The sequence below is a fragment of the Roseivirga sp. BDSF3-8 genome (assembly GCF_041449215.1).
Classification (GTDB): Bacteria; Bacteroidota; Bacteroidia; order Cytophagales; family Cyclobacteriaceae; genus JBGNFV01.
Genome location: NZ_JBGNFV010000001.1, coordinates 3,674,188 through 3,697,536, shown reverse-complemented (window position 1 = coordinate 3,697,536; position 23,349 = coordinate 3,674,188). Strand labels below are relative to the sequence as shown.

Here is a 23,349-nt window from a genome sequence, read left to right as displayed (position 1 = left end):
CTTTATTTACCGAATGCCTCTACGGAGTAGTCGAGACTGGTACTGTAAACGGGGAAGCTGATCTTAAACAGTGCGTAAAAGCCTTTGGTATTAAGGCCGGGACGCATACCTAATTCGGCGCCGTATGCCCAACCGAATGTCCGGTTGAACTTACCTTCCATACCTAAACGAAAGCCAAGCATATTAGTCTTGACCTCATCGGCAGGATACAGCTGATCGTTATAAAAAATGTCTTCCACCTCTATCCAAGGTGCAATAAGTATATCAAGGTAGGCGGTGAACATGAGGTCGTCTACCATATCGTTGTAGTTACGGTCCGGCTTTACGGCAAAGTTGCGGATGTTAGCCAGTGAACCACCTACATAAAGTCCTTTCACATCGATATTTCCATAAATAGAAGCATCAGGATTGATGGGCTCGCCACTTACGCTGGTGAGGCCGATCTCCTGTGACTCTGTTACGCGGTTCATATCGAAAGCAGAATTATAGAATAATCCGCCCAACCTGGCACCGTACACTTTGCGCACGGTCATGGGGATTTCTTCCGTGTTTTTGGGTACCATAGAGGCCCACTTCCTGCCCTTGTATCTTTTGGAATACAGGAACATCTTACTGGTGCCGTCTACTTCCTTATCCACTATGTGGTAGGTGGCACCAAACTCATACAGATTGAATACCTGGGGGGTATTAAGGTTATCTGCATTTTTTAGAGCGGCATCTCTGTAAAAGTCAAAGCTGCTGTGGTAGCTCTTACGGCCATGCGCTCTGAAGTCGAACTTATCGTCCCAGTAATATTGAGCCTCCAGTCCGAAACCCAGCGTAACGTTAGTGGCAAACAGCTCACCATACAGGGGCTGAAACATGATGAAGAGCTTATTGATCTCATAAGGTTCATCATACAACTCCTCATAGGTGACGGTTGTATTCTGCTGGCGCCGCAACTGGGCATCTGCCGGAAGGCAGGTCATGGCCAGAAGCACTCCCAATAAGCCGGTAACCAGTAATTTTTTATTCATAAACCTGTATCATTGCGTTAGTCTGAGGTCGATATGTTGGTTCATTATCAATGACTTCGCTAAAAATACATATTAAGGCATGCGGTGTAAAACGGCCTTAATAAAGTAGATGAATGCCCGCATAGAAAAACTGCATGATTTCTTTTTTATATTTATCATTTAGAAGAAAATCTTACAGAGAAAAGTGAACCCCGGGGAAGCGTCAGTGTTGGCCATGGCTCTTCTTCACCTACCCCCTACTAACATGAAAAGACGCCGGAAAACGTCTCATTGCCTGAATTGTGGGCTGGATCTAGATCGAAGCACAAACTTTTGCCCGCGCTGCGGCCAGGAAAACACAGATAATAACGTCAGTTTCAGCACACTGGCGCGTGATTTTATAAGTAACTACTTTTCACTGGATGGCCGCTTTGGCCGCTCGGTCCTGCCCTTTTTGTTCAATCCGGGTAAACTCACGCGTGAGTTTATCAGCGGAAGACGCAAAACGTATATGCACCCGGTGCGCCTGTACCTCGTCTTAAGCCTCATATTTTTCACTGTAGTGGCCTTTTATGCGCAGAGCCAGGTAGATGGGGACTTCAAAGCGCTTGACGCAAACTACGCCGAGCCGGCAGAAGGAGAGCTTAGTTACTCTGTGGATGGCGAGGACGGAACCAAAAAGAGACGCTTACAACTTAAAGACAAAAACGACAGCCTGCTCATGGCTGAAGAGCTGGTGCTGCCTGCCAATGTAGAGAACCAACTGGCCCGCCTGGACTCTCTCATGTACAGGGATACGGTAGCAAGTATCGACTCAGTGGCGGATAGCACCAAACGGAAATCGCGGACCTTTGTGCTGAACGGACAGGAAACAGGCCTGGACGTAATCCTGGAACTGATGAACAATAAAAACCTGACGGAAGCGGAAATACTGGATTCGGCGGGCGCAAAACAGGGAACCACAGAGTACTGGCTGGGCAAGCAGGCAATCCGGCTGAACCGTGCGGAGGGCAAACAGGTATTGGCTGCCATCATGAAAAACCTGCCGATCATGATGTTTATCCTTATGCCGGTGTTCGCACTGATGCTAAAGGTGCTGTATATGCGGCGGGACAACCTGTACATTCATCACCTGGTGCACGCTATACATATACACTCCTTTCTGTACCTGGCGCTTCTGCTAATAGTGGTGGTGATATGGACAAGCTTTCTGAAGCAACTTCTGGTGCCCTTATTGATCATTGCCCTGCTGGCTTACCTGTTTATGTCCTTCTACAAAGTGTACCGCCAGGGAATACTGAAGACATTCTTTAAGCTGGGCTTTCTGGCCTTTGCGTATACCACCCTGCTGAGTTTTGCCTTGTTAATGGAAACGCTCATCTCACTGGCTCTTTACTGATCTCTGCCGACCTGGCTCTCCCTCGCTTTGAGGTACTCTTCCAGCCGGGTGCGAAGCTGCTCCCCGGTTTCTGTATACTCGGGGGTGAGGCTTTTCTGTCCCGGCAGGTTTTCTATGTGCAGTGTTTGCGTAGGGAAGGCGAAGCGTACCCCGAGGGTTTCGGCAAGCTTTACTATCTCCATCAGTATCTGGTGCCGGCAAATGAGCTCTTCGGACCAGGTGGGTACCGCAAAGAATATGTAGAACATGATCTCCAGGGAAGTAGCGCCGAGTTCATTAAAGTGAATCTCAAAGAAGTCCTTACGGGTATCGGGGTGGTCGATGACTACTTTTTTGAGGCCATCTATAAATGCCTGCAGCACCTCCGGAGGCGTATCGTAAGTGATGTTCAGGCGGGTGTAGAAGCGGCGGTAAACGCGCAGCCCATGGTTATCTATGGTCATGTCGGCGAGCTTTCCGTTCGGCACTGAAGTGACACTGTTGCGGAAGGTGCGGATACGTGTGGAGCGGAATCCTACCTCCTCTACCGTGCCGTCTATCTCGCCACCACTGGTGATCCAGTCGCCTATCTGAAAGGGCTTATCCACAAATATCATGAGGGAGCCAAAGAAGTTCTTGATGGTTTCCTGGGCAGCCAGGGCGAAGGCCAGACCACCGATGGAAATACCGGCTATGAGGGCGGTGACATCAAAATTCAGGTTTTGCAGAATAAACAGCCCGCCGATGATAATGACGAAGGCTTTTAACGCCTTACGCACCAGGGGAACGAGCTGGTCGTCCAGGGTACTTTCTGTTCGGTCGGCTACTTTTTCCAGGTAGGCCCCGAATACGTCTACCAGGTGGTAGAAGACGAGGGTGCCAAATAAAGGAAGGGCGGCCCCAAGCACGAGTATAACGTACTGACCGGCTATGGGTGGCAGAAGTAGGAGCGGGATAAAGAGCCGTAGAAGCAGAAATATTACGAGAAAGCTGAGGGGCTTGGCTACTGGTAATATGTACTTACTGGCGATGCGCTTATAGCCGAACCTGTGCATGAGCCCCACTATGACGCGTTCAAAGAAGAGTGTGAGGAGCTTATGTATGATGAAGCTGAGCAGCACGAGGATGAGGATACCTATGTGCTGCCACAGGTGAAGCCCCATAATCCGCTTGTGCCCAAGCCTGGGTAGCAGGCTGAGCAGGGCAGCGGTACCAAAGGGGTAAACTTCTTCGTGAATCTTATCTATGCGCCTGGCGGTAAACTCAGAAAAGAGCCACAGGTTGTCATAGCGCTGCAGGTAGATATCGGGGAACTTATCGGTAAGGTAGTAGCGGTTCTGGTTGCTGAGGGTGTCGCGGTAATCGGGGCTCTTAGGTATGGTTTCGGTGTCGATATAGGTACCTGAGCCGTCAAGGATATGCTTTAACTTAACGGCAAGTGCTATGGCCTCTTTTTCGGTTCTGTTGACTGAATCTGCCTGAATAAAAACTTCTGCTGCCACTTCGGGGTGGTAGGCGTCTTCCTGGAGGTTATCAAGGTGTGTCTTAATGGTATGATACGGGGTCTGGAGCCTGGCTTCCGGCTTATTTTCCTCGTCGCCGGATTGCCTGAAGGCCAGTGCCTGCAGGGGCACTATCAGGGTCATAAAGACGATAAGGGCTCTGGTGAGTACGCCGGATGTAGCGCGGGGTAACAGGGTTATCATGTCGGTATCAGGCCAATTTTTTCACAAAGATAAGATTCCCTCCGGAAATTGGGAACCGTGGCCAGGCGTATCACCTGGCCTCAAAGGAATACATCCGGAAGGTATCTTCGTAAGTAGCGTAAACGTCGTAGCGTTGTTCTGCCTCATGGTACATGATGGAGACCATGTGGCTACTCTCAAGAGGTTGATAATTAATAAGATTGCCTTGCCTGTCGTACAGGTAGGTAAACTCCTGCTCTGTATCGGTGATGGCAAACAATTCATTTCCGCTACCGAAGTAGTAGTACTGCACTTTCAGGTCCGGGCTGGTTACGTAGTCTTTCTCAAAGATCATCCCTCCTTCACGGTCCAGAATACTGAGCCGGTTACCATCCTGCCTCGCAATAATGAAGGTTCGGCCGGTAGCATCGGGCACCAGATGGAACCTGGTGGCCGGGGAAGGCTTATATAACTGGGAGCGCTTTGTGATCTCTCCTTTGAGGTTGAACCTGATGCGGGCGCCTTCTCTGGTGATGGCTGTCATGTAGGTAGATGCCACGGAAGCACCGATCTCAATGAACACCGGAGTCTCTATTTTGCCCTGGAGGTCGAGCGGAAAGCCGGGAAAGTTCTCCCCTCTCCTGTTCATGATATGCACCACACCATCCTGACGAATGGCGTACATTACGTCCTTACCCCTTACCCTGAGGTGGTTAGGCGGCTGACTGAGTCTGTTACCTGTTTCGCGTGGCCCCCAGCCTTCGAGTATATTCCCTTCTTTGTCAAACAGGTAAATATCTCCATCAGCTGCGCCAATCATGAAGCGGTAGCGCTTGCTACGGTCGTAATCCACTACTGAGGCATGGGCAATCTGCACACTCTCAGGCATCTGTACGGGATACCGGCCGGTTCTATTGCCGCTCCTGTCGATTATGTGTAAAGCGGAGTCGGTGGCAAAAAAGTATTGAAAACGGCCATTATTAAAGTAGTCGATGGCTTCAGCGGGTGTCTTCATGGCCATGCCCAGGGAGTCGGTCCACTGCAGGTTGCCATCTGCCCCGATGAGGTGGAGGGCAAAGCTGCTATCCTGTACCAGCACTTCGCGGCCGTTGGTCATATGACTGCGCACTACGTGGGGACTGGTCACCAGCCGTGCACCTGCTGTGGCTTCCTGGCTTAGCTCGTACCGGGCTATGCGTTCACGGGCAGGTATGTCTTTTCTATGATCGATAAGGACGGTGGTGTAGTACTTGCCGTCCAGGTGTCTGAACTGAACAGCCATATTATCCACAAGCCGCCAGATATTGAGGTCCTTATTGAGGGTTTTGACCCACTCCGGCCTTAGCCGTGACTGCAGAAGGGACCAGGCGCGGGGGGTGTTTACCATAACGGTGAGGTTAGCCTCGCGCATAGACTTTTCCAGAAAGCGGGTCTGCCGGATGCTTTGCCCCCAGGTGTTTTCGGTCTCCATGTCTGTGAGCAGGTTTTTCAATACCTGAATGTGGTTGCCAAAAACAATGTAGTTATCAATGGTGGTATAAAAGCATTGATCAAATCCTTCAAATACATCGCCTAGTAGTAGCCTGGGGAATCCCGATACTTCCAGTTGGCGGATGGTCCGTTCCCCGTAAGGTTCTGCATAGAGTGAGTCTTCGCTCTTATGCACTTTTTCAGCCAGATTATTGAGGGCATTATACATCCCTCCCATATCCCGGGCAGACAGGTAGGCGATACGGTCGGGGTTATCTTTATCCACAGACTCCAGCACGGCCAGAGCGGCCTCACTTCCGGCATACCCCATGAGTTGCTCTACATCAGCTTCATTCACCTCGTTGCTTTTCAGCTCTTTGCGCCGGCCTTTGGTATATAGCTCTTTAAGGTTGGTCCTCCAGGTACCTGCATCGTCTATGCCCAGGTGATAAAGCAGGGCGGTACGGTCACTGATAAACCGGCTCATGCCTATCTCATGGGCTTTTTGATTTTGGAAAAGGTCCAGGTAGGCATTACGGCCACTCTCTGTCACACTAAACCCATCCATGAGCAAGTATCCGTCGCGGGTCCGGATATCGAGCAAAGCACCGTCGCCCAGGCCGGTAAGTATGCTTAGCTGGGAATGGGTGGAGGGGGCGGCCACTGTCTTGAACAGGGGGGAAAGGGCGTCAAGGTCTACAAAAAGGTTGCCCAGGTCATCATCAGAGCCGGAAAGCTGTCGCAGGGCCGGGTTTCGCACCTGAAAGTTGTCCTGCCCTTCGTTTTTAATGGTGCGAATGACATCTTCCACCAGGAAAGGGGTAAAACTGCATGCGAAATACCTGTCTTCATAAAAATAGGTGAAGGTACGCCCGGTGGCCGGGTCTACTACCTCTTTTATAGTAATGCCTTCATAGGTGCGCTCTCTTTTTTTATAAGAATCGCTTTCCATATAAGGCTTCATCATATCTTTTAGCCCTCCGTATTCCTTGAGGTTATCAAGGTGGAATAGATACAGGAAGCCAAACTTATCCTTACCGGTCACATGAGCGCTGATGAGGAATGGCTTACCGGTAGTAAGTCTGTCCAGCCGGCCATCGCCTCCGGCCAGGCTATCCAGCATAGCCAGGTCCTGCTCCACATCGGCAAAGGCTGAGGTGCCTTTCAGTAACTGCCACAAGGTGCTGTTGGAGAATTCGTTCCAGTCTTGTACCACACGCGGGCTTTCGTATACCATCACGGCGGACGCAGGCACTATATTCCACACATTGGGCGGTTCACGGTCTACGTAGTTAGTGTAATAGTGATACCCTCCGGCTCCTATGATGATCAGCAGAAGCAGGGCAAGCAAAAATTTCTTCAAAACAGCAGGTGTTTAAATCAAATCGTCTTCACGAAAATCAGGGCAATATATGAAGCTTTGCCCCTACCTCAAAAAAGCCGGGAGCCTGCACAGAATTAATCATTCATGAGCGATACAGACGGCTGAGAAACGGGGTATTTTCATATAGTTTCCAAAATTACTACATTGTCCCACAATTATTGCAGTCCACATTATGTCCGAACCAGAAACTATCAGCCTGTCGGGTCCTGACGGCACGCCTCTCTATGTGCGGCGCTGGGACCCAGTAGGACCTGTCAAAGCGGTCCTTTGTATTGTTCACGGACTAGGAGACCATAGCGGGCGCTATACCGAACTGGCAGCCTATCTTAACGAATCCGGCATATCCGTATTTGCCATAGACCTGCATGGCCATGGCAACTCGGGTGGCAAACGGGGCCATATAGATAGCTACCAGGCTCTGCTGGAAGACGTGGAGGTACTATTGAAGGAGGCCCGCCTGGCTTACCTTGATGCCCCTCTGTTTCTCTATGGCCATAGCTTTGGCGGAGGTATCGTCGCAAACTTTCTTCAGCAACATCCCTCAAAAGAGCTTACGGGAGCCATCATAAGCAGCCCCTGGTTCAGGCTGGCTTTCGAGCCTCCGGCATGGAAGCTTAAGCTGGCGCAATTCACACAGCAGTTTATCCCATCGCTCACGCTGAGTAATGAACTGGAATCCCAGTGGATATCCAAGGAAGAGGAGGAAATGCAGCGCTATGAGGATGATCCGCTTGTACATAACCGGATAAGTGCGCGGCTCTTTTCTCTGGCCTTTAAAAACGGCCTGCAGGTACTGAAGTCTGAAAGCAGGATCAATATACCCATGCTGGTAGTGCATGGTAAGGAGGACCAGATCACGGACTATCATGCCACTGCGGAGTTTGTGAAAAAATACCCTGATATGGTGAAGTTTATCCTTATCGAAAATGGCCGCCATGAACTGCACCATGATACGGAAAAGGCCCGTGTGATGAATGAGATAGGCAGCTTCCTGCACAACGAGGTAGCGATGCGGGAGGCCTCGGGCGTATCGGGTTAGATAAAATTGATAGCTTTGCAGAAAATGTGAACGCTATTATCTATGACGTATAAGACTTTAGCCCCGGCACTGCTCCTGGGATGCCTGTGGACGGCATCATGTCAAAATCAGCAAGACGCTCCTGCAGATAGTGTGGAGCAACCGGCCCCTTCTGCTTTCAGCACAGATAATATTCGTGAAAACTCCTCGCTGGCGGTACTGTATCATCAGAATGCTGCGGAATACCGGGCACTGGCTTATCAGGCCTTTAACCTGGGGCGTATGCGCCTGGATGAAATGAAGCGCGAGGGTACGGACCTGAGGGGGAAAGCTATTGTGCTGGACGTGGATGAAACACTTCTGGACAACAGCCCCTACAACGCACGCCTGATTGCGGATAATGAAAAGTATACACCAGCCACTTGGAGCGAGTGGACTGCTGAAGCGAAGGCGGACAGCATACCGGGCGCGGTATCATTTCTTACTTATGCCGATGCCGAGGGCATGGAAATTTACTATGTTTCTAACCGAAGTGTGGACGACCTGGAGCCAACCATGCGTAATATGGAAGCCCTGGGCTTTCCGCAGGTAGACTCAACGCATTATTTCCTGAAGGAAGACACGTCTGATAAGGAAGAGAGACGCAAAGCGGTCCGTGAAAAAAGTGAGATCGTACTCTTCTTCGGGGATAACCTGGGGGATTACATGAGTATCTTTGATAAGCAGCCTACGGATAAGCGCTATGCTGATGCGGACAGCCTGCAGGCTGATTTTGGCCGGAAGTTTATATTACTCCCTAATGCCATGTATGGCACCTGGGAGGGAGCCATTTACGATTATGACCGTAAGCTGACGGACGAGGAGGAGTTTGATGTACGGATGAGGACGCTGCGCCCTGACCGGTGAAAATAAAAGAGAGAAAATCATTATTAACAACGCCCGTGGCAGCTTTGCCACGGGCGTTGTTGTTTTTTACGCTGCAGAAAATCAGCCGCATTGCAGGGCTGTCTCACACGCATCAAGTGCGGAGCAATTGCGTATATCAGAGTTGGCCCGTAAGGCTCCTCCACGCGCCCGGACGCTTACCTTTCCGGGCATGTCGGTTACAAAGCTTTTGAGTTTCAGGTTTTCGATCTTTAACTTTTTCATAGTTTAGTAATTATTGAAAATGATACTCATAAGTTAATTTTTTAACTGAAAAACCATACTTGGTTTAAACATTCCTGTAAGGATATTTTTATTCAATCATGTCAGATAAATCTCTTAATGTATTTTGGTTTCGCCGGGACCTGAGGCTACAGGATAATGCCGGTCTTTACTATGCGCTACAGGAAAATAAGCCGGTATTGCCGGTATTTATTTTTGATAAGCACATACTGGATGAGCTGGAGGATGAGGATGATGCACGGGTTACTTTCCTGCATGACAGGCTCACCGAAATGCACGATAAGCTGAAAGAAAAAGGGGGTGGCCTGCGGGTGTATTATGGCAAACCGGCAGAGGTATGGAAGGAGCTTACGCAGACTTATGATGTGGCGGCAGTGTACACGAACAGGGATTATGAGCCCTATGCCAAAGAGAGGGATGGTGCGGTACAAAAGCTACTGGCGGACAAGGGCATTGAGTTCAATACATTCAAGGACCAGGTGATATTTGAGAAGGAGGAGGTTTTAACGGGCAATAATGAGCCTTATAAGGTCTTTACTCCCTATATGCGTACCTGGATGAAGAAGCTGGAGCAAACGGAGGTGGAGCCTTTTCCATCTGCTCTTCGCTATAAAAACTGGTATGGGCCTGTGGAGGAAAGTATCCCTACGCTTGAGGAACTAGGCTTTACGCGCTCATCAATGGACATTCCTCCGGCTGATGCGGATGAAGGTATCATAAAAACGTATGATAAAACCCGCGATTACCCGGGTAACAAGGACAGTACGAGCCGCCTGGGAATCCATCTGCGGCATGGGACAATAGGTATCCGGACACTGGTGAAAAAGGCACTGGAGCTTAATGACACGTACCTGAATGAGCTGATCTGGCGGGAGTTTTACCAGATGATCCTGTATAACTTTCCAGAAGTGACGGACAATGCCTTCAAGGCTAAATATGACCGGATAGAGTGGCGGAATAATGAGGAGGAGTTTGAGAAATGGCGGGAAGGTAAAACGGGCTATCCGCTGGTGGATGCGGGCATGCGGCAACTGGCAGAAACGGGCTACATGCATAACCGGGTGCGTATGGTTACGGCAAGCTTTCTGACCAAGCACCTGTTGATAGACTGGCGCTGGGGGGAGGCCTGGTTTGCGCGTAAATTGCTGGATTTCGAACTGGCCTCTAATAACGGGGGCTGGCAATGGGCAGCAGGCTCGGGGGTAGACGCACAGCCTTACTTCCGGATATTTAACCCTACCTCTCAACTGGATAAATTTGATAAAGACCGCAGGTATGTGCGCCGCTATGTACCGGAATACGGCACGGATGACTACCCGGACCCGATAGTGGACCATAAGGCTGCACGCGAGCGGTGCATAGAAGTGTATAGCCGGGCAGTGAAGGATTGAGGGGATTCATTGTTTTCCTGCGGTACCGGGCTATTTTTGCGGGATGGTCCGCTGCCTGTTAATCATTATCACCTTTTTGGCCTCTGCCCTACCCTCCCGGTCGCAGCCGGTGGCTGAGACGGATACCCTACGCCGTGGAAGCGAAGCAATGCTGCTGGCTGCGGGAGTGGGGTACACAGCGACAATGGGCTACCTGTCTGCCTCATGGTATGATGGGGAAACGACTTCTTTTCATTTCTTCAATGATAATCCGCAGTGGAAGCAGATGGATAAGGCGGGGCATTTTTATGCGGGCTACGTCTTTTCTCATGGCTTATACCAGATATGGCCTTCGCGTGCCGGTGACAAAACGGCCCTGTACGCCAGCCTTACGGGCTTTCTGATACTGGTACCCATAGAGGTGCTGGATGGCTTTTCGCCGGACTATGGGGCTTCAGTTGGGGATCTGCTGGCGGACGCAGGGGGGGCGCTATTCTTTTACGGACAGCAAAGGGGCTGGGGGGAGCAGCGGATGGTGCCGAAGTTTAGTTTTACCCGCAGCGGGCTGGCCCCGCTACGGCCGGGGGTGCTGGGTGAGGGCCCTGGGGAGGAATGGCTGAAGGACTATAACGGGCAGACGTACTGGGTTTCGTTTGACATAGCGAAGCTGGCAGGGGACAGTGGCTGGCCGGGCTGGCTTACGGTGGATGCTGGCTATGGTGCGGGGGGCATGGTGTATGCAAGGGATAGGGAAAACAGGGCGGCTGGCTATGAAAGCTACCGGCAATATTATTTGTCACCCGGCATTAATTTCCGCTACTGGAAGGGGGATAGTAAGGTGCTTAACACGTTACTATACCTGGCAGACCTGATCAAAATACCGGCTCCTGCGCTGGAGCTTAACAGTGTGGAAGGGGCTAAATTTCATTTTCTGTTCTTTTGAGCCGTATTAAATATCCTTCCGGAGGGTATTGTGGCTTTATTTTCCTTTTTTTGACTGAAAACAATCCTGCATATGAATATCGGAGATCGCGTAAGAATGATGAAAGGCAGCGAGGAGGGCATAGTAGTGCGCTTTCTGCCTAATGCACTGGTAGAAGTAGAGATCGAGGACGGCTTTCAGATTCCTGTGCTTAAGAGGGAGCTGGTGGTGATCTCTTCACAGGAGGATGAGTACTTTGGGTCGATAAAGCCTAAAAAAGAACCGGAAACGGCTAAAGCTGCACCGAAGGTTCGTGCGGAGAGCGGGCTATACCTTGCTTTTCCGGAGGTGAATGATAAGGTGGTAGCGGCTTACCTGATCAATAACACGGATTACGACATCGCGATTAGTCTGTCGGAAGAAAAAGACGGAAACATCAGCGGCCTGCGTTGTGCGATACTGTCGGGCAGGGGCCAGCTTAAGTTTTCGGAGTACGAGCTTTCGCGCTTCGATAAGTGGCCTATTTTTCTCATACAGGCCATATTTCACCAGACAGGAAACTTTACGCCGAAGGACCCGATGTTCAAGCGCGTCCGCTTTAAGGCAAATACGTTCTTCAAAAGTAAGCGGCCGTCACCGGTGATTGAAAAGGAGGCTTACCTGATCCAACTGGATGCGGAGATAAAGCCGGTGGACGCAGGCAAGCTGAAAGACAGCCTGTTTACAGGCAGCTCCTCAGAGCCTGCCCGTTCTGAACCGCTGCGGGTACCGGAAAAGGTGGACCTGCATATAGAGGCTCTTACGAATGACAAGGACAATATGAGCAACCGCCAGATGCTTGAACTGCAGTTGAGCACCTTTGAGGATATGCTGGACAAGGCTATCGTGGCGGGTAAGGACGAAATTACCTTTATACACGGCCTGGGCAACGGCACTCTCAAAAACGCCATCCAGAAGAAGCTTTCCACGCTGAAAAACATCAAGTATTTCGAAGACACCATGAAAGACAAGTTCGGGTATGGTGCCACGCGTGTACAGATAAAATAACCGGCTGGCTAAGAGGCAGAATCCGGTGAGACGGTCGCATCCGGGGTGCCGGGGGGCACTACGGAACTGATAGTAGAAGGGGGCATATCCGGCGGTATGGTGTTCGGATTTCCCTCCTCATCCTTTGACTTAGGCTTCAGGGCGGAGCGCAGGCTCATGACCTTGTTGAGAATATCAAACCAGAAGGGTGCCCCAAGGGATATGGCAAAGGCCGTGAGAATCCACCCGAGAAAGGCTGAAAACGGATGCTTACCTATGTAGGTTAACTGTTCATCACCATAGCCGAAATTGAACATGTTATTTACAGGCGAAATTTCTCTGGCATAGAAACTGACCAGTGAGTCTCTGGCTGCCTCGTACCTGATATCCGAGGCTGTATTTCCTGCTGCCCCGTCGGGATTTTCGGCAAGAAAGTCTGACGCCATCCCCACAATATCCGTACGGAGGTCGGCATTTTCCGAAAGGGCCCGGTACGCCCTTATGGAGTCCACATTAAAGGCAATGGCTACCACGATGCTGACGACGAGGGTCACGCGGCGAATCTTACGCACATACCAGCCTTTGGCACGGTCCATCACCTCTTCAAACCAGGCCTCCAGCTTGACGGCAAAGCGATTGGCGTCGTAGTTCACCTCTTCAGCAAATGACTTCAGCAGTTTCATTACTGAGGACTGATCAAATATTTTGGCGCTGACAATGTCCTTCAAATTAGCCTTTAGGATACTACCCGTCCCTTTATTTTCGTTGGCTTTTTCCTCAGCCATCAGGTCCATTATGACCTTGGCAAACACCCCGGGGCTGATATATGAAGGACGCTTTTTCCTGTTCTTGCTTAGAGATTTGATGAGGTGATGGTTATAGAACTTCTCCACCATTTCACTATTCAACATGTTGAGTATCGCCTTGTAGAGGTTCTCTCCACGAAGCTTTAACAGGGCATTGATATACTCGTTCAGCAGGGTGACGAGCATACTGAATAGGAGGTAGATGAATATAAGCCCTATGGCAATCTCAAGTATATCCAGATTGAACATGGCGGTGGTGATTTAGCTTTCGATCCCGGTATGGTAATTTATCTAAATTATCGGATGTAAAATAGCAGGTATTCTATTTCCCCGCCTCCCTTAAATCCGTGATAATATTACCTGCTGCTTTCCGGCATGTGCCATTGATGGCGATAGGCCCATTCGGCACCATCGGGCAGTTCGCAGGTGGCAAACTCCAGGTGAATCACCCGGCGTGGCGACTTTTCTGCATTCTTTTTACTTGCATGAACAACCAGGGGGCGCATGATATGTACCCCGCCTTTGGCTACTTCTATCCATATGGCATCGTCCAGGTTGCGCAGTTGGGCTATTTCATCATCATTCAGTACATGATAGTGGCTTTTGGGTATGACTCTGAGCGCTCCGTTGGCCTTTTTAGTATCATCGAGGTGAATACGAAGGGCCAGCATATTTTTTAATACTTCGGGTGGAGGGCATACGCTGTGAAAGCCGGACTTTTTTGTCCATCCGTAAAATTGATCCGAGGCCACTTTTTCCTTTACCGCTATGGGGACGTCCTGGTGCCAGGTCACATACCAGTCATTGTTTTCAGCTTTATTAAAGTAGGTCGCTTTTACAAGGAAGCACCTCCCTCCCATCACTTCATGGAGTACCTTGATAAGGTTGGTGTTAAAAACCACCTCTTTGAGCTTAGGTATTTCCTGTAGCAGATTTCGCAGGGCATGTACCTCATCAAGGTTTTTGCCCATGGCCTCAATGGCACGCCCTATCATGGAGCGCATGCGTCTTACTTCCTTCTGGCTGTACACACTATCGAGCACGGTGTAGCCCAGCCTGTTGATTCGCTTATTACTCATGCCCAGCTCCTTCAGGCTCATTTCACTCTCATACTGGGCGGTGGCGTCCTGCAGTTTCTGTTGTATTCTTCTGCGTAGCCTCTCAGGCTGCAACACTTTCATGTAATCTCCAAAGCCAAGTATCTCGCGCTCCAGCTCAAAATTATGCTGTACCAGCAGACGAATGATCACCCCATCGGGCCCTGACTCTACCAGCTCCTGGGAGTGGTGTATGGGTTTGGTGAGCACATAGGGGGCATTCTCTTTATCTATGAAGAGCAGCACCTCTTCGGGAGAGCGCCCCTCCTGCACGGTCACGCCCAGTACATTACGGTAGTAATGGCTGAGGTCGGTATCTCCGTTTTCCAAATAGGGTTTATCCGGAGCGACTTCCAGCCCCTCAATCCTGTCCAGGGCCAGGGTGAGGATGGGGCTTTTCTGCTTCCTTTTACCCAGTACAAACCAGCGGTTGCGGTACTCCTTGAGCAGGTAGGGGTGAAAATGAAAGCTTTGTGGTTCTCTGGCTTTAAAGGACTGATAGGTAAGGTACATTACCTGCTTTTTGAGAATGGCCTGATACAGGGTATCCAGGTGCTCCAGCCCCTTCAGGTTTTCATTCTTTTCCAGGTCTATGACGGAGGGCAGGCTGGTCTTAGCCGTGTGTATCCTGTCTTCAAGGCGCTGCACCATGCCGGTAAGCTCACGAAAATGGGCAAATCCCTTGAACTGGCGTAATATGTCTACCACCTCAGTCAGCCTGTCCAGGTCCTGATCAGTAAGGGGGTTATTTGTGATGCTGTACTCCGGGTCCGCATAGGTATAATATTTCTTCTCTGATACTTCTATGGGAGCATTATAACCGAGCTTATCGCTACGCATCATCTGTATATCCATCTGCACGGTGCGACGGCTCACGCCCTTATCTATTCCCTCGTACTCGTACAAAGCATCTGAGCAGGCTTCAATCAGGTCATCTAAGGTCCACTTTCTGAACCGGTTACGCAGACAAGTATCAATGGTACGGTAGCGTATGAGGGCATTTCTATTGACAGGCATGACAAATTTTTCTCAAAAAATATCTGATTTATTTCAACTACGCAAAAAGACTGCGCAGTACCCTGCCACCTTTGTATCATACTCAAACGGAAAAACGTCATGCGATTTAACAAACTGACCAGCCGGATAAAAAAGATACTTAACCATGAAGGTGCGCCGGCGTGGAAAATGGATCCTCAGATGGAACTGTACACGGCAGTGGTGACAAGCTCGCTGTCTCATACTTTTTATGAAGGTGACGAGCAGCGTGTACTCCGGGTCAGGGAGCTAATCGCAGCAAATGATCCGGAATTTGTGGCCAAGCTGGCTGTGTATGCACGTACGGAAATGCACCTGCGCAGTATGCCGCTGGTGCTGGTGGCCGAGCTGGCGATGATACACCGGGGGGACAACCTGGTGAGCCGGACTGTGGAAAAGGTGGTGCAACGGGCAGACGAGATTACGGAGCTACTGGCGTACTACCAGATGGCAAACGGCCGCGAAGGGGTAAAAAAGCTAAACCGCCTGTCGAAGCAGGTGCAAAAGGGGCTGGCCCGGGCCTTTATGAAATTCAGTGAGTATCAACTGGCCAAGTATGATCGTGCGACGGAAGTACGCCTGCGTGATGCGCTCTTCCTGGTGCACCCTAAGGCGGCTACCGCCGGGCAGCAGGAGGTTCTGGATAAGCTGGCGGCTGATGAACTGGCCACACCTTATACCTGGGAGACGGAACTCTCGGCGCTGGGGTCTGAGGTATATATCTCTGAAGAGGATAAAAAGCTTGCCTTTACGGACAAGTGGGAGGAGCTGATTGCTAATGATGCGCTGGGCTATATGGCTATGATGCGTAATCTGAGGAATATGCTTAACGCCAATATCTCAGGAGAATATGTGGATGTGGTGTGTACTCGCCTGGCGGACCCTGATAGGGTAAGCCGCGCACGGCAGTTACCTTTCCGCTACCTGGCCGCTTACAAGGAGGTACGTGACCACCCTTCGGGTTATACGGGGATGGTGCTGCAGGCACTGGAAAGGGCGGTGGTGCAAAGCATAGGTTTTATGGAGGGCTTCGGGCCAGATACGCGGGTGGCCATTGCTTCGGACGTGTCCGGCAGTATGTATATGCCGGTGTCGCGCCGGTCGAAGGTGATGCTGTATGACGTGGGCCTTATGATGAGCATGATGCTTAAGGCTAAGTGCCAGTATGTGGTCTCGGGGGTATTCGGTACGAACTATAAAGCGGTGACATTACCTGCGGAGCCTATACTGGGTAATACGGTTGAAATGACGCGGATAGCTAATACAGTGGGCTATGCGACTAACGGCCACCTGGCACTAACTGACCTGACGAAAAACCGGCATGTGGTGGATAAGGTGATGGTGTTTACTGACTGCCAACTGTGGGACAGTACGGGTAATAAGGGTAGCCTTAACCGGGCATGGATTCATTATAAGCGTATGAACCCGGCTGCGAAGCTGTATGTGTTTGACCTGGCTGGCTATGGACAATCACCGGTACGTCTGCCACAGAAGGATGTATACCTGATAGCCGGGTGGTCTGATAAGGTGTTTGAGGTGCTGGACCATTTAGAAAATGGTGGCGAAACGCTTGATATGATTGAGGGTGTGACGCTTTAATAAAATCCGGCCGGTGCCGTAGGTAAGGGATACTTCGACTTTAAATCGCTATTACCCTTACCGCATGTAGCCCGGCTGGTAGGTTACTAGCGGTGCCGTAGCGGCGTGTTACTTCATAGGGAAGCCATATATACATGCCGTAGCCGTAGCCCGCTATATTTTAATGATCAGAGAAAAAGCAGTGCCGTACCGGAGAGATACTTCAGTCCCGACTGTAGTGCGGGTGTAAGTCCCGCTGGCCTGGTGCCATGGTGTAATTATAGCACGCAGTGTAAAGGCTCTCCGGGCTTGTTGCCTGCTTTTTCTCTTTTTAAATAAAGATCTGATATGAACTCACTGATCCTGAATAAGCTCAATGAAATAGAAGAACAGGCGGGTGTAAGCATACTGTATGCCTGTGAGACGGGTTCAAGAGGCTGGGGCTTTCCCTCTGCTGACAGCGACTATGACGTACGGTTTTTCTATGTGCTGCCCTGTGAGGACTACCTGAAACTGGATTCGCCTAAAGACTCCCTGAACCTACTGTGTGGCGATCTGGACCTGGTGGGTTGGGAGCTGCGAAAATCCCTGCAGTTGCTTCGCAAATCTAATGGGTCGGTTTTGAGAAGCTGCAATCTCCTGTGATCTATAAGCAGAAAGGGGATTTTAGGGAACTGCTTTGGGAGCTGGCTCCAGGGTATTTTAATCCCCGTGCAGGCATAAATCACTACCTGGGGCTGTGTCGCCGTTTTGCAGGGTCTTGCCACCCTTCACATTCTGTAAATCTCAAATCATTTTTTTATTATGCCCGGTGTACTTTGGCGGCACGGTACATTATGCGGCATCAATCCATTCCTCCTATGGAAATGGGTAAGCTTCTTTACCTGCTGGAGGATGATCATGCACAGGCTGAGCTTGAGTGGCTTATGTTGGTGAAGGCTTCTGAGAAGGAAGCATTTTCTACTGTGATCGACAGTAAGCTGCACCATGTAATAGCCTCGATGTACAGGGAGTGTGAAAGGGAGGCAAACAACATACCTGCCCAAGCAGGACCAACAGAACCGCTGAACAGGGTACTTGAGCATATGATACGAGGACGATGACGATAGATGAGATAAAGGAGCGGGGACTGCTGCTGATGGAATGCATCAGCGGCAGCCGTGCTTATGGATTAGACAGGCCGCAGTCGGATACGGACATCCGGGGGGTATTTTATATGCCCCGGGAGGGGTTCTATGGCCTGGAGTATATACCCCAGGTGGCGAATGAGTCTAACGATGTAGTGTATTATGAGATAGGCCGCTTCACGGAGTTATTGCTGAAAAGTAACCCTACGGCGCTGGAGTTATTAGCGACTCCGGAGGGGTGTGTGCTTTATCGTGATGAGCGTATGGATGATTTTCATGTGGAGAATTTTCTGTCAAAACAGTGCGAGAACACCTTTGCCGGCTATGCCATGTCGCAAATAAGGAAGGCGCGGGGGCTGAATAAGAAGGTGCTGAACCCGGTAGACAGCAAACGAAAGCCTGTGACGGAATTTTGCTACATTATCTCCGGGGGCCATGCAATACCGCTACCAGAGTGGCTCAGTGATCATGACCTAAGCCAGCAACAGGCCGGGCTGGCAGCTATGGATCATATGATAAATATGTATGCGCTTTACATAAACAGGGAGGGTGCCTATAAGGGGATAATCAGAAATGAAGAGGCTACGGATGTGGCATTGAGCATGATAGAAAAAGGGGAAAAGCCTGCGGCCCATATGTTTTTTAACCAGCCTGCCTTTTCTGCACACTGCAGGGAGTATAAGGCTTACTGGGAATGGGTGAAGAAACGAAATGAGGCCCGGTATAAAAATACGCTGACGCATGGTAAGAACTACGATGCGAAAAATATGATGCATACGTTCCGGCTTTTAAAAATGGCCGGGGAGATAGCCAGGGAGGGTGTTTTGAGGGTAAAGAGGCCTGACAGGGACTTTTTACTGGATATAAAGTCAGGCCGCTATGAATATGACACGCTTATGGACATGGCAGAAAAAGAACTGCATGATATAAAAAAGGGCTTCGAGGATTCACGGCTACCTAATAACCTGGATCAGAAGGAGGTTTCTCACCTATTGGCCAACTGCAGAGCCGCTCTTTACGGATAGGGCCGGCGTGGGCTTTGGGTTATGGGCTGAAGGCTTGAAAATACCCTGGCGACAAACCTCACCGGAACAGGCTGGTGGGCTGCGTGCCTACGGCACTCGGGGTTTTCTTTGGTTCCATTGGCTACAAAACCCCGATGGAGCTACAAAGGCGGGGTCCCGATGGGACAATTCCACGGTTTTAGTGTAGAGATGATAGGTTAAGTTTTAGCAATTCCCAACAGGGTCCCTCACCGATGGGGGCCCCGTCATACGACGGGGACTGGAGGGGGGCTCTATTGCTACATTCTGCAGGGTTTTGGAAGCTGGGTTGTCGGACATCCGATGGCGGGCCCAGCGATAGCCGGAGCTCCGGAATGCCGGACCTCCCGTATGCGGGCCACCGAAAGTCGGACCATCCCGAAATAAAACACGCCTTCGCGTTTTTATTTCCCCCCTCCTGGACTCAGGAGGGGAATTTTGGTGCTTAGCTTGGGCTGTGCGCCTGTTAGGCCAGGGTTGGACCGACATACCGGCGGGGACAGAATTAGAAGTTGCCGTATCTGACTGCATGGAGATACATTCTGCAAGGACCTCCGAAAGTCGGCCCAGCGAAAGTCGGACCTCTCCTGGACTCAGGAGGGGAGCTTGGTGCTTAGCTTGTGGACTATGCGCCTGTTAGGCTAGTGGGGATAGGAGCTACCTCCGGGCAAAGAGCCAGACGACGCCTCGCGGAGTGCAACTCCGCGGTAGCTAAGGAGGAATTTTACCGCCTAGCTTGTGGGCTATGCTTGCAGACGGGCGGCTGACGAGCATTTTTGGGTTTTGTGACCCTTCCCTGATTTCTTGCCAGACGGAACAAGGCGCGATGAATCGCGCCTCTACAGGAAGGGGTGGTTTCAATGATTTAGTGGTTTCTTTACTCGATGGCGCAGGCGCCTGGGTTGTGATGGCTGAATTGCCTTTTAATCGGGAAGGTACATGGGGTGATCATATAGGATGGTTGGGGTGGGAGTTGAGGTAGCTTGTTTTCTGTTTCATGAAATAGTTATATATACATCTCCACATAGGTTATGCTCTTATGCTTATAGGATACCCACGGGATACCCACAGGATGGGCAGAGGGTAAGAAAGGGTGCGGTATTGAATATATGCTATTTACAGGTGCCTCTCTTGAATTTATATTCTTGTAACAAAAGTGGATATGCTTACCTGAAAAGTGGGGGGAATGCATGAAGGGTTAATTTTGACAGCAATAAACATGAAATAAAAGCTGAGGAAAGAATGGCTGTCATAGAGAATAATCCATGGATAGAAGGGGCGCGAGGTATGGTGCGGGGCGCGATTGTGTACCGGCAGCGGGCGGGCAGGACGATTGTGTCTGCCCGGCCGGCCACATCATCGAGGCCTCTGAGTGAGAAGCAAAAGGCGCATCACAGGCGATTCAGGGAGGCGACGGCGTATAGCAAGCGGGTGAAGGAGGATGATGGGCTGTTTGCGAAGTATGCGGCGGCAGCGGAGGGCTTTATTTCGTGGCAGAACGTGGCGGTGAGGGACTATATGTATGCGCCGGTGGTGGAAAAGGTGGTAGCAGAGGGGTTTACGGGGAAGGCGGGTGAGGTGCTGGAGGTGTATGGGTCTGATGATTTTGGCATTTGTTCTTTGCAGGTGACGGTGATGGATGGCAGGGGTGCTGTCTTGGAAAGTGGTGAGTGCATTGAGCTGATAGCGAATGAGGTGTATGCTTATAACCTGGAAAGGGATGTGGATTTGGTGAATGGGGTATCGGTACGGGTGGAAGCGGCAGATGCAGCAGGAAATGTGACGGTATATGAGGAGGAACTAGTGGCAGGGGGTGATGGGGTTGGATCGAATTTACCGGCTAATGGTGGGGCCTCTGTGGATAGGGACAGAGGGGTGGATGGGTTGCGTGCCTATGGGCTACAAAGGCGAGGTTCCGATGGGACCGTTATGGTGTTAGGGGCAGGCGATGAGGGGTTAAAAATACCCTGGCGACAGACCTCACCGGAACAGAGGCTGGTTGGCTGCGTGCCTACGGCACTTAGGATTTTCATCGGTTCTATTGGCTACAAAGGCATCGTCCCGATGGGACTGGTGGGGCTCTTATGCTACATTCTGCATGGGTTTTGAAAGACGGATTGTTGGACCATAGGTAGTAGGCCTAGCGATAGTAGGACCCCGATAGTCGGACCTCCCGTATGCGGGCCACCCCGAAATAAAACACGCCTTCGCGTTTTTATTCCCCCCCTCCTGGACTCAGGAGGGGAATTTTGGTGCTTAGCTTGTGGGTGGTGCTTGCAGATGGGGGCCCCGTCATACGACGGGGACTGGTGCTATTTAACGGTTGACAACCGGTATTACTTCCCCATTATCCAATCTAAGTACCTCTATTCTCGCTTTTAGCTGCCTCACTTCTGCCTCCATAAGCAGTAGTTTGTAGGCTGGGGGTATTCGGATGGCTTTTTTTCGAAGAAGGGCCAGGTGGCTGGCGGCCTCGTGTTGTGTTTTACGGGCTGTAGCCAGCAGGGCGGGGGGAGCATTATTCTGTTGGAGGTGACTGGTAATCTCCTGTGCTTCACTGAGTATTTGCAGGGCATTAGTCTCTGCCAGATCATGCATATAGCGCTGGGCCTGTAGCCTTTGCAGGGCTTTTTCTTTCAGGTAGAGGTTGGTCTTCAGCTTGTTACGCAGCTCGCTTTGGCGAAACCGGGCGACCTGCAGGTCTGCGGGTTTAAACCTGATGGCGGGGCGGTTGGCCGGGGTGGTTGTGTTTGATTCCTGCTGCCGGGTATGGTGTGCTGCCCTTTGGGTGAGCAGGTGCATGGAGAGGCCGGTCAGGCGCGCAAGGCCCATCATGGTACCTCTGTGGGGGCAATGCCTGCCGCTTTCTATCTTACTTATGGTGCTTTGGTGTACGCGAAGGCGCTCGGCCATCTCCCTCTGGTTCAGGCCCATGCTCTGTCGGGCGTATTTGAAAAGGATGGGGTAGTGTACTGCTTTCATGTTGTGTCTTTAGGTTCAATTAAAGAATGTGAAGGCAATGTCGCATGAGTAAGTCCTTTTCTCCAAACTTTATGCGTGCTTTATGATGGCGCCTGTCTCAATGACCTAAGCCATTGACAGATGCAACCATCACTAAGAGAATAAAAGCATTCTTTTGAATAAAAAGCCCGGCATTGGCCGGCCTTTTTCTATTGTACCTGACCGGTATAAGGGATTAAAACAGGAGGTGATTTTAAAGAAAATTAACCTGAAAATCATTACATTACACTACTCACCAAACCTTATAATACTATGCCTGAAATACATGTAGCGCGGTCGGTTCTTATCAATGCTCCGGCTGAAAAGGTATACCCAGCGGTAGCAGACTTAACTCATATGCAGGCGTGGTCTCCCTGGCTTATTATGGAGCCTGAGGCGCGGGTAGAGGTGAAACGCGATGGGCTATTTTATGAATGGGAAGGCAAGCGTGTAGGCAGCGGCAACATGGAAGTGACGGATAGCCGTGAAAATAAGTGGGTGAATTATGATCTGACCTTTCTTAAGCCCTGGAAATCGACGGCTAAGGTACGCTTTGAGCTAAAAGAAAAAGGGGAAAACAGCACGGAAGCGACCTGGTATATGGATAGCAGCCTGCCGTTCTTCATGTTCTGGATGAAAAAACAGATGGAGGCTTATATAGGGATGGATTATACGCGGGGCCTGAATATGCTGAAGGAATATGTAGAGGATGGGGAGGTACACTCAAAATTACTCTTTGGGGACCGTACGGTGTACCCGGGCTGTGAGTATGTAGGCATACACCGGGAGTGCCCGCTGGATAAAATGGGGACCAGTATGGAGGAGGATTTCACTAAACTGGGAGAGTATCTGAAAGACCGGCCTGAAATGGCAGCAGGCAATAGCTTTAGCATTTACCATAATTTTGATATGGTTAATGAAAAAGCGGCTTATACAGCGGCTATTCCTGTGGCTCATATACCTTCTGACTTACCGGATGGTATGACAAGCGGCAGTGTGCCTGAAACAGAGATCATGACGGTTACGCATGTAGGGCCTTACCAGCATCTGGGAAATGCGTGGAGCACGCTGTACTCAATGGAGCGCAACAAGGAATTTAAGCAAAATAAAAAGACGGACCCTTTTGAGGTATATCGTAATACGCCGGGTGAGGCAGCTGATGAGGAGCTTATCACGGAAGTGAATTTTCCTGTGAAGTAAAAAAAATACCCCTTTGTACCGGTGGGACCGGTACCAAAGGGGTTTAAA

General features: G+C 50.5%; 17 protein-coding genes and 1 pseudogene. 11 read left to right on the top strand and 7 right to left on the bottom strand.

Annotated elements, in window-relative coordinates; translation table 11 throughout:
- Nucleotides 1-2: 2 nt before the first annotated feature.
- On the bottom strand, nucleotides 3-1,016 hold the full coding sequence (locus AB9P05_RS15655) for a hypothetical protein (RefSeq protein ID WP_371909767.1): 1,014 nt from the start codon (nucleotides 1,014-1,016) through the stop codon (nucleotides 3-5).
- A gap of 244 nt (nucleotides 1,017-1,260) precedes the next feature.
- Here AB9P05_RS15655 and AB9P05_RS15650 point away from each other — a divergent pair, with 244 nt between their 5' ends.
- The gene (locus tag AB9P05_RS15650) at nucleotides 1,261-2,394 is read left to right on the top strand and encodes a DUF3667 domain-containing protein (RefSeq protein ID WP_371909766.1); all 1,134 of its coding nucleotides are present in this window, start codon (nucleotides 1,261-1,263) and stop codon (nucleotides 2,392-2,394) included.
- Here AB9P05_RS15650 and AB9P05_RS15645 read toward each other — a convergent pair.
- Nucleotides 2,388-4,079 (bottom strand): mechanosensitive ion channel family protein, encoded by a 1,692-nt coding sequence (locus AB9P05_RS15645; RefSeq protein ID WP_371909765.1) that lies wholly within the window; start codon nucleotides 4,077-4,079, stop codon nucleotides 2,388-2,390. The genes AB9P05_RS15650 and AB9P05_RS15645 overlap by 7 nt on opposite strands.
- A 70-nt stretch (nucleotides 4,080-4,149) precedes the next feature.
- Nucleotides 4,150-6,891 carry a hypothetical protein gene (locus tag AB9P05_RS15640; RefSeq protein WP_371909764.1) on the bottom strand — a complete coding sequence of 914 codons (2,742 nt, stop codon included), beginning with the start codon at nucleotides 6,889-6,891 and terminating at the stop codon, nucleotides 4,150-4,152.
- A 193-nt stretch (nucleotides 6,892-7,084) separates the two neighbouring features.
- Between AB9P05_RS15640 and AB9P05_RS15635 the strand changes: the two genes are divergently transcribed.
- Nucleotides 7,085-7,951, top strand: coding sequence for a lysophospholipase (locus AB9P05_RS15635; protein ID WP_371909763.1), 867 nt, complete (start codon nucleotides 7,085-7,087; stop codon nucleotides 7,949-7,951).
- A 42-nt stretch (nucleotides 7,952-7,993) separates the two neighbouring features.
- A complete protein-coding gene (locus AB9P05_RS15630) occupies nucleotides 7,994-8,836 on the top strand; it encodes a 5'-nucleotidase, lipoprotein e(P4) family (RefSeq protein WP_371909762.1) in 843 nt (280 codons plus the stop codon).
- Nucleotides 8,837-8,917: 81 nt separating this feature from the next.
- On the opposite strand, the gene AB9P05_RS15625 is transcribed toward AB9P05_RS15630, so the two are convergent.
- Complete coding sequence (locus AB9P05_RS15625; RefSeq protein WP_371909761.1) at nucleotides 8,918-9,079, bottom strand: pinensin family lanthipeptide; 162 nt, start codon at nucleotides 9,077-9,079, stop codon at nucleotides 8,918-8,920.
- A 98-nt stretch (nucleotides 9,080-9,177) separates the two neighbouring features.
- On the opposite strand from AB9P05_RS15625, the gene AB9P05_RS15620 reads away from it, so the two are divergent.
- The 3 genes from AB9P05_RS15620 (at nucleotide 9,178) to AB9P05_RS15610 (ending at nucleotide 12,436) form a co-directional block, all read left to right on the top strand.
- Nucleotides 9,178-10,488, top strand: coding sequence for a deoxyribodipyrimidine photo-lyase (locus tag AB9P05_RS15620; protein ID WP_371909760.1), 1,311 nt, complete (start codon nucleotides 9,178-9,180; stop codon nucleotides 10,486-10,488).
- 76 nt (nucleotides 10,489-10,564) lie between these two features.
- Nucleotides 10,565-11,410, top strand: coding sequence for a DUF2279 domain-containing protein (locus AB9P05_RS15615; protein WP_371909759.1), 846 nt, complete (start codon nucleotides 10,565-10,567; stop codon nucleotides 11,408-11,410).
- A gap of 72 nt (nucleotides 11,411-11,482) precedes the next feature.
- Nucleotides 11,483-12,436, top strand: a complete 954-nt coding sequence (locus tag AB9P05_RS15610; RefSeq protein ID WP_371909758.1) for a DUF2027 domain-containing protein — start codon at nucleotides 11,483-11,485, stop codon at nucleotides 12,434-12,436.
- Between the two features lie 8 nt (nucleotides 12,437-12,444).
- Here AB9P05_RS15610 and AB9P05_RS15605 read toward each other — a convergent pair whose 3' ends face one another.
- Entirely contained in the window at nucleotides 12,445-13,470 is a 1,026-nt protein-coding gene (locus AB9P05_RS15605; protein ID WP_371909757.1) for a hypothetical protein, read from the bottom strand.
- A gap of 107 nt (nucleotides 13,471-13,577) precedes the next feature.
- Nucleotides 13,578-15,335, bottom strand: coding sequence for a WYL domain-containing protein (locus AB9P05_RS15600; protein WP_371909756.1), 1,758 nt, complete (start codon nucleotides 15,333-15,335; stop codon nucleotides 13,578-13,580).
- Between the two features lie 99 nt (nucleotides 15,336-15,434).
- On the opposite strand from AB9P05_RS15600, the gene AB9P05_RS15595 reads away from it, so the two are divergent.
- The 4 genes and pseudogenes from AB9P05_RS15595 (at nucleotide 15,435) to AB9P05_RS15580 (ending at nucleotide 21,210) form a co-directional block, all read left to right on the top strand.
- On the top strand, nucleotides 15,435-16,952 hold the full coding sequence (locus tag AB9P05_RS15595) for a TROVE domain-containing protein (protein ID WP_371909755.1): 1,518 nt from the start codon (nucleotides 15,435-15,437) through the stop codon (nucleotides 16,950-16,952).
- A gap of 327 nt (nucleotides 16,953-17,279) precedes the next feature.
- Nucleotides 17,280-18,034 (top strand): annotated as a pseudogene (locus AB9P05_RS15590) (DNA polymerase beta superfamily protein).
- On the top strand, nucleotides 18,031-19,083 hold the full coding sequence (locus tag AB9P05_RS15585) for a DNA polymerase beta superfamily protein (protein WP_371909754.1): 1,053 nt from the start codon (nucleotides 18,031-18,033) through the stop codon (nucleotides 19,081-19,083). The pseudogene AB9P05_RS15590 and the gene AB9P05_RS15585 overlap by 4 nt, the downstream one beginning before the upstream one ends.
- Nucleotides 19,084-20,343: 1,260 nt before the next feature.
- Nucleotides 20,344-21,210, top strand: a complete 867-nt coding sequence (locus AB9P05_RS15580; RefSeq protein ID WP_371909753.1) for a hypothetical protein — start codon at nucleotides 20,344-20,346, stop codon at nucleotides 21,208-21,210.
- A 207-nt stretch (nucleotides 21,211-21,417) separates the two neighbouring features.
- Here the strand turns inward: AB9P05_RS15580 and AB9P05_RS15575 are convergent, their stop codons facing one another.
- Nucleotides 21,418-22,083, bottom strand: a complete 666-nt coding sequence (locus AB9P05_RS15575; RefSeq protein WP_371909752.1) for a helix-turn-helix transcriptional regulator — start codon at nucleotides 22,081-22,083, stop codon at nucleotides 21,418-21,420.
- Nucleotides 22,084-22,374: 291 nt separating this feature from the next.
- Here AB9P05_RS15575 and AB9P05_RS15570 point away from each other — a divergent pair, with 291 nt between their 5' ends.
- Entirely contained in the window at nucleotides 22,375-23,301 is a 927-nt protein-coding gene (locus AB9P05_RS15570; protein WP_371909751.1) for a GyrI-like domain-containing protein, read from the top strand.
- The last annotated feature ends 48 nt before the right edge of the window (nucleotides 23,302-23,349 follow it).

What these genes read in the sequence shown, in the direction of transcription:
- AB9P05_RS15655 (WP_371909767.1), bottom strand. Translation starts at nt 1,016, where the DNA reads ATGAATAAAAAATTACTGGTTACCGGCTTATTGGGAGTGCTTCTGGCC.
- AB9P05_RS15650 (WP_371909766.1), top strand. Translation starts at nt 1,261, where the DNA reads ATGAAAAGACGCCGGAAAACGTCTCATTGCCTGAATTGTGGGCTGGAT.
- AB9P05_RS15645 (WP_371909765.1), bottom strand. Translation starts at nt 4,079, where the DNA reads ATGATAACCCTGTTACCCCGCGCTACATCCGGCGTACTCACCAGAGCC.
- AB9P05_RS15635 (WP_371909763.1), top strand. Translation starts at nt 7,085, where the DNA reads ATGTCCGAACCAGAAACTATCAGCCTGTCGGGTCCTGACGGCACGCCT.
- AB9P05_RS15630 (WP_371909762.1), top strand. Translation starts at nt 7,994, where the DNA reads ATGACGTATAAGACTTTAGCCCCGGCACTGCTCCTGGGATGCCTGTGG.
- AB9P05_RS15625 (WP_371909761.1), bottom strand. Translation starts at nt 9,079, where the DNA reads ATGAAAAAGTTAAAGATCGAAAACCTGAAACTCAAAAGCTTTGTAACC.
- AB9P05_RS15620 (WP_371909760.1), top strand. Translation starts at nt 9,178, where the DNA reads ATGTCAGATAAATCTCTTAATGTATTTTGGTTTCGCCGGGACCTGAGG.
- AB9P05_RS15610 (WP_371909758.1), top strand. Translation starts at nt 11,483, where the DNA reads ATGAATATCGGAGATCGCGTAAGAATGATGAAAGGCAGCGAGGAGGGC.
- AB9P05_RS15605 (WP_371909757.1), bottom strand. Translation starts at nt 13,470, where the DNA reads ATGTTCAATCTGGATATACTTGAGATTGCCATAGGGCTTATATTCATC.
- AB9P05_RS15600 (WP_371909756.1), bottom strand. Translation starts at nt 15,335, where the DNA reads ATGCCTGTCAATAGAAATGCCCTCATACGCTACCGTACCATTGATACT.
- AB9P05_RS15595 (WP_371909755.1), top strand. Translation starts at nt 15,435, where the DNA reads ATGCGATTTAACAAACTGACCAGCCGGATAAAAAAGATACTTAACCAT.
- AB9P05_RS15585 (WP_371909754.1), top strand. Translation starts at nt 18,031, where the DNA reads ATGACGATAGATGAGATAAAGGAGCGGGGACTGCTGCTGATGGAATGC.
- AB9P05_RS15580 (WP_371909753.1), top strand. Translation starts at nt 20,344, where the DNA reads ATGGCTGTCATAGAGAATAATCCATGGATAGAAGGGGCGCGAGGTATG.
- AB9P05_RS15575 (WP_371909752.1), bottom strand. Translation starts at nt 22,083, where the DNA reads ATGAAAGCAGTACACTACCCCATCCTTTTCAAATACGCCCGACAGAGC.
- AB9P05_RS15570 (WP_371909751.1), top strand. Translation starts at nt 22,375, where the DNA reads ATGCCTGAAATACATGTAGCGCGGTCGGTTCTTATCAATGCTCCGGCT.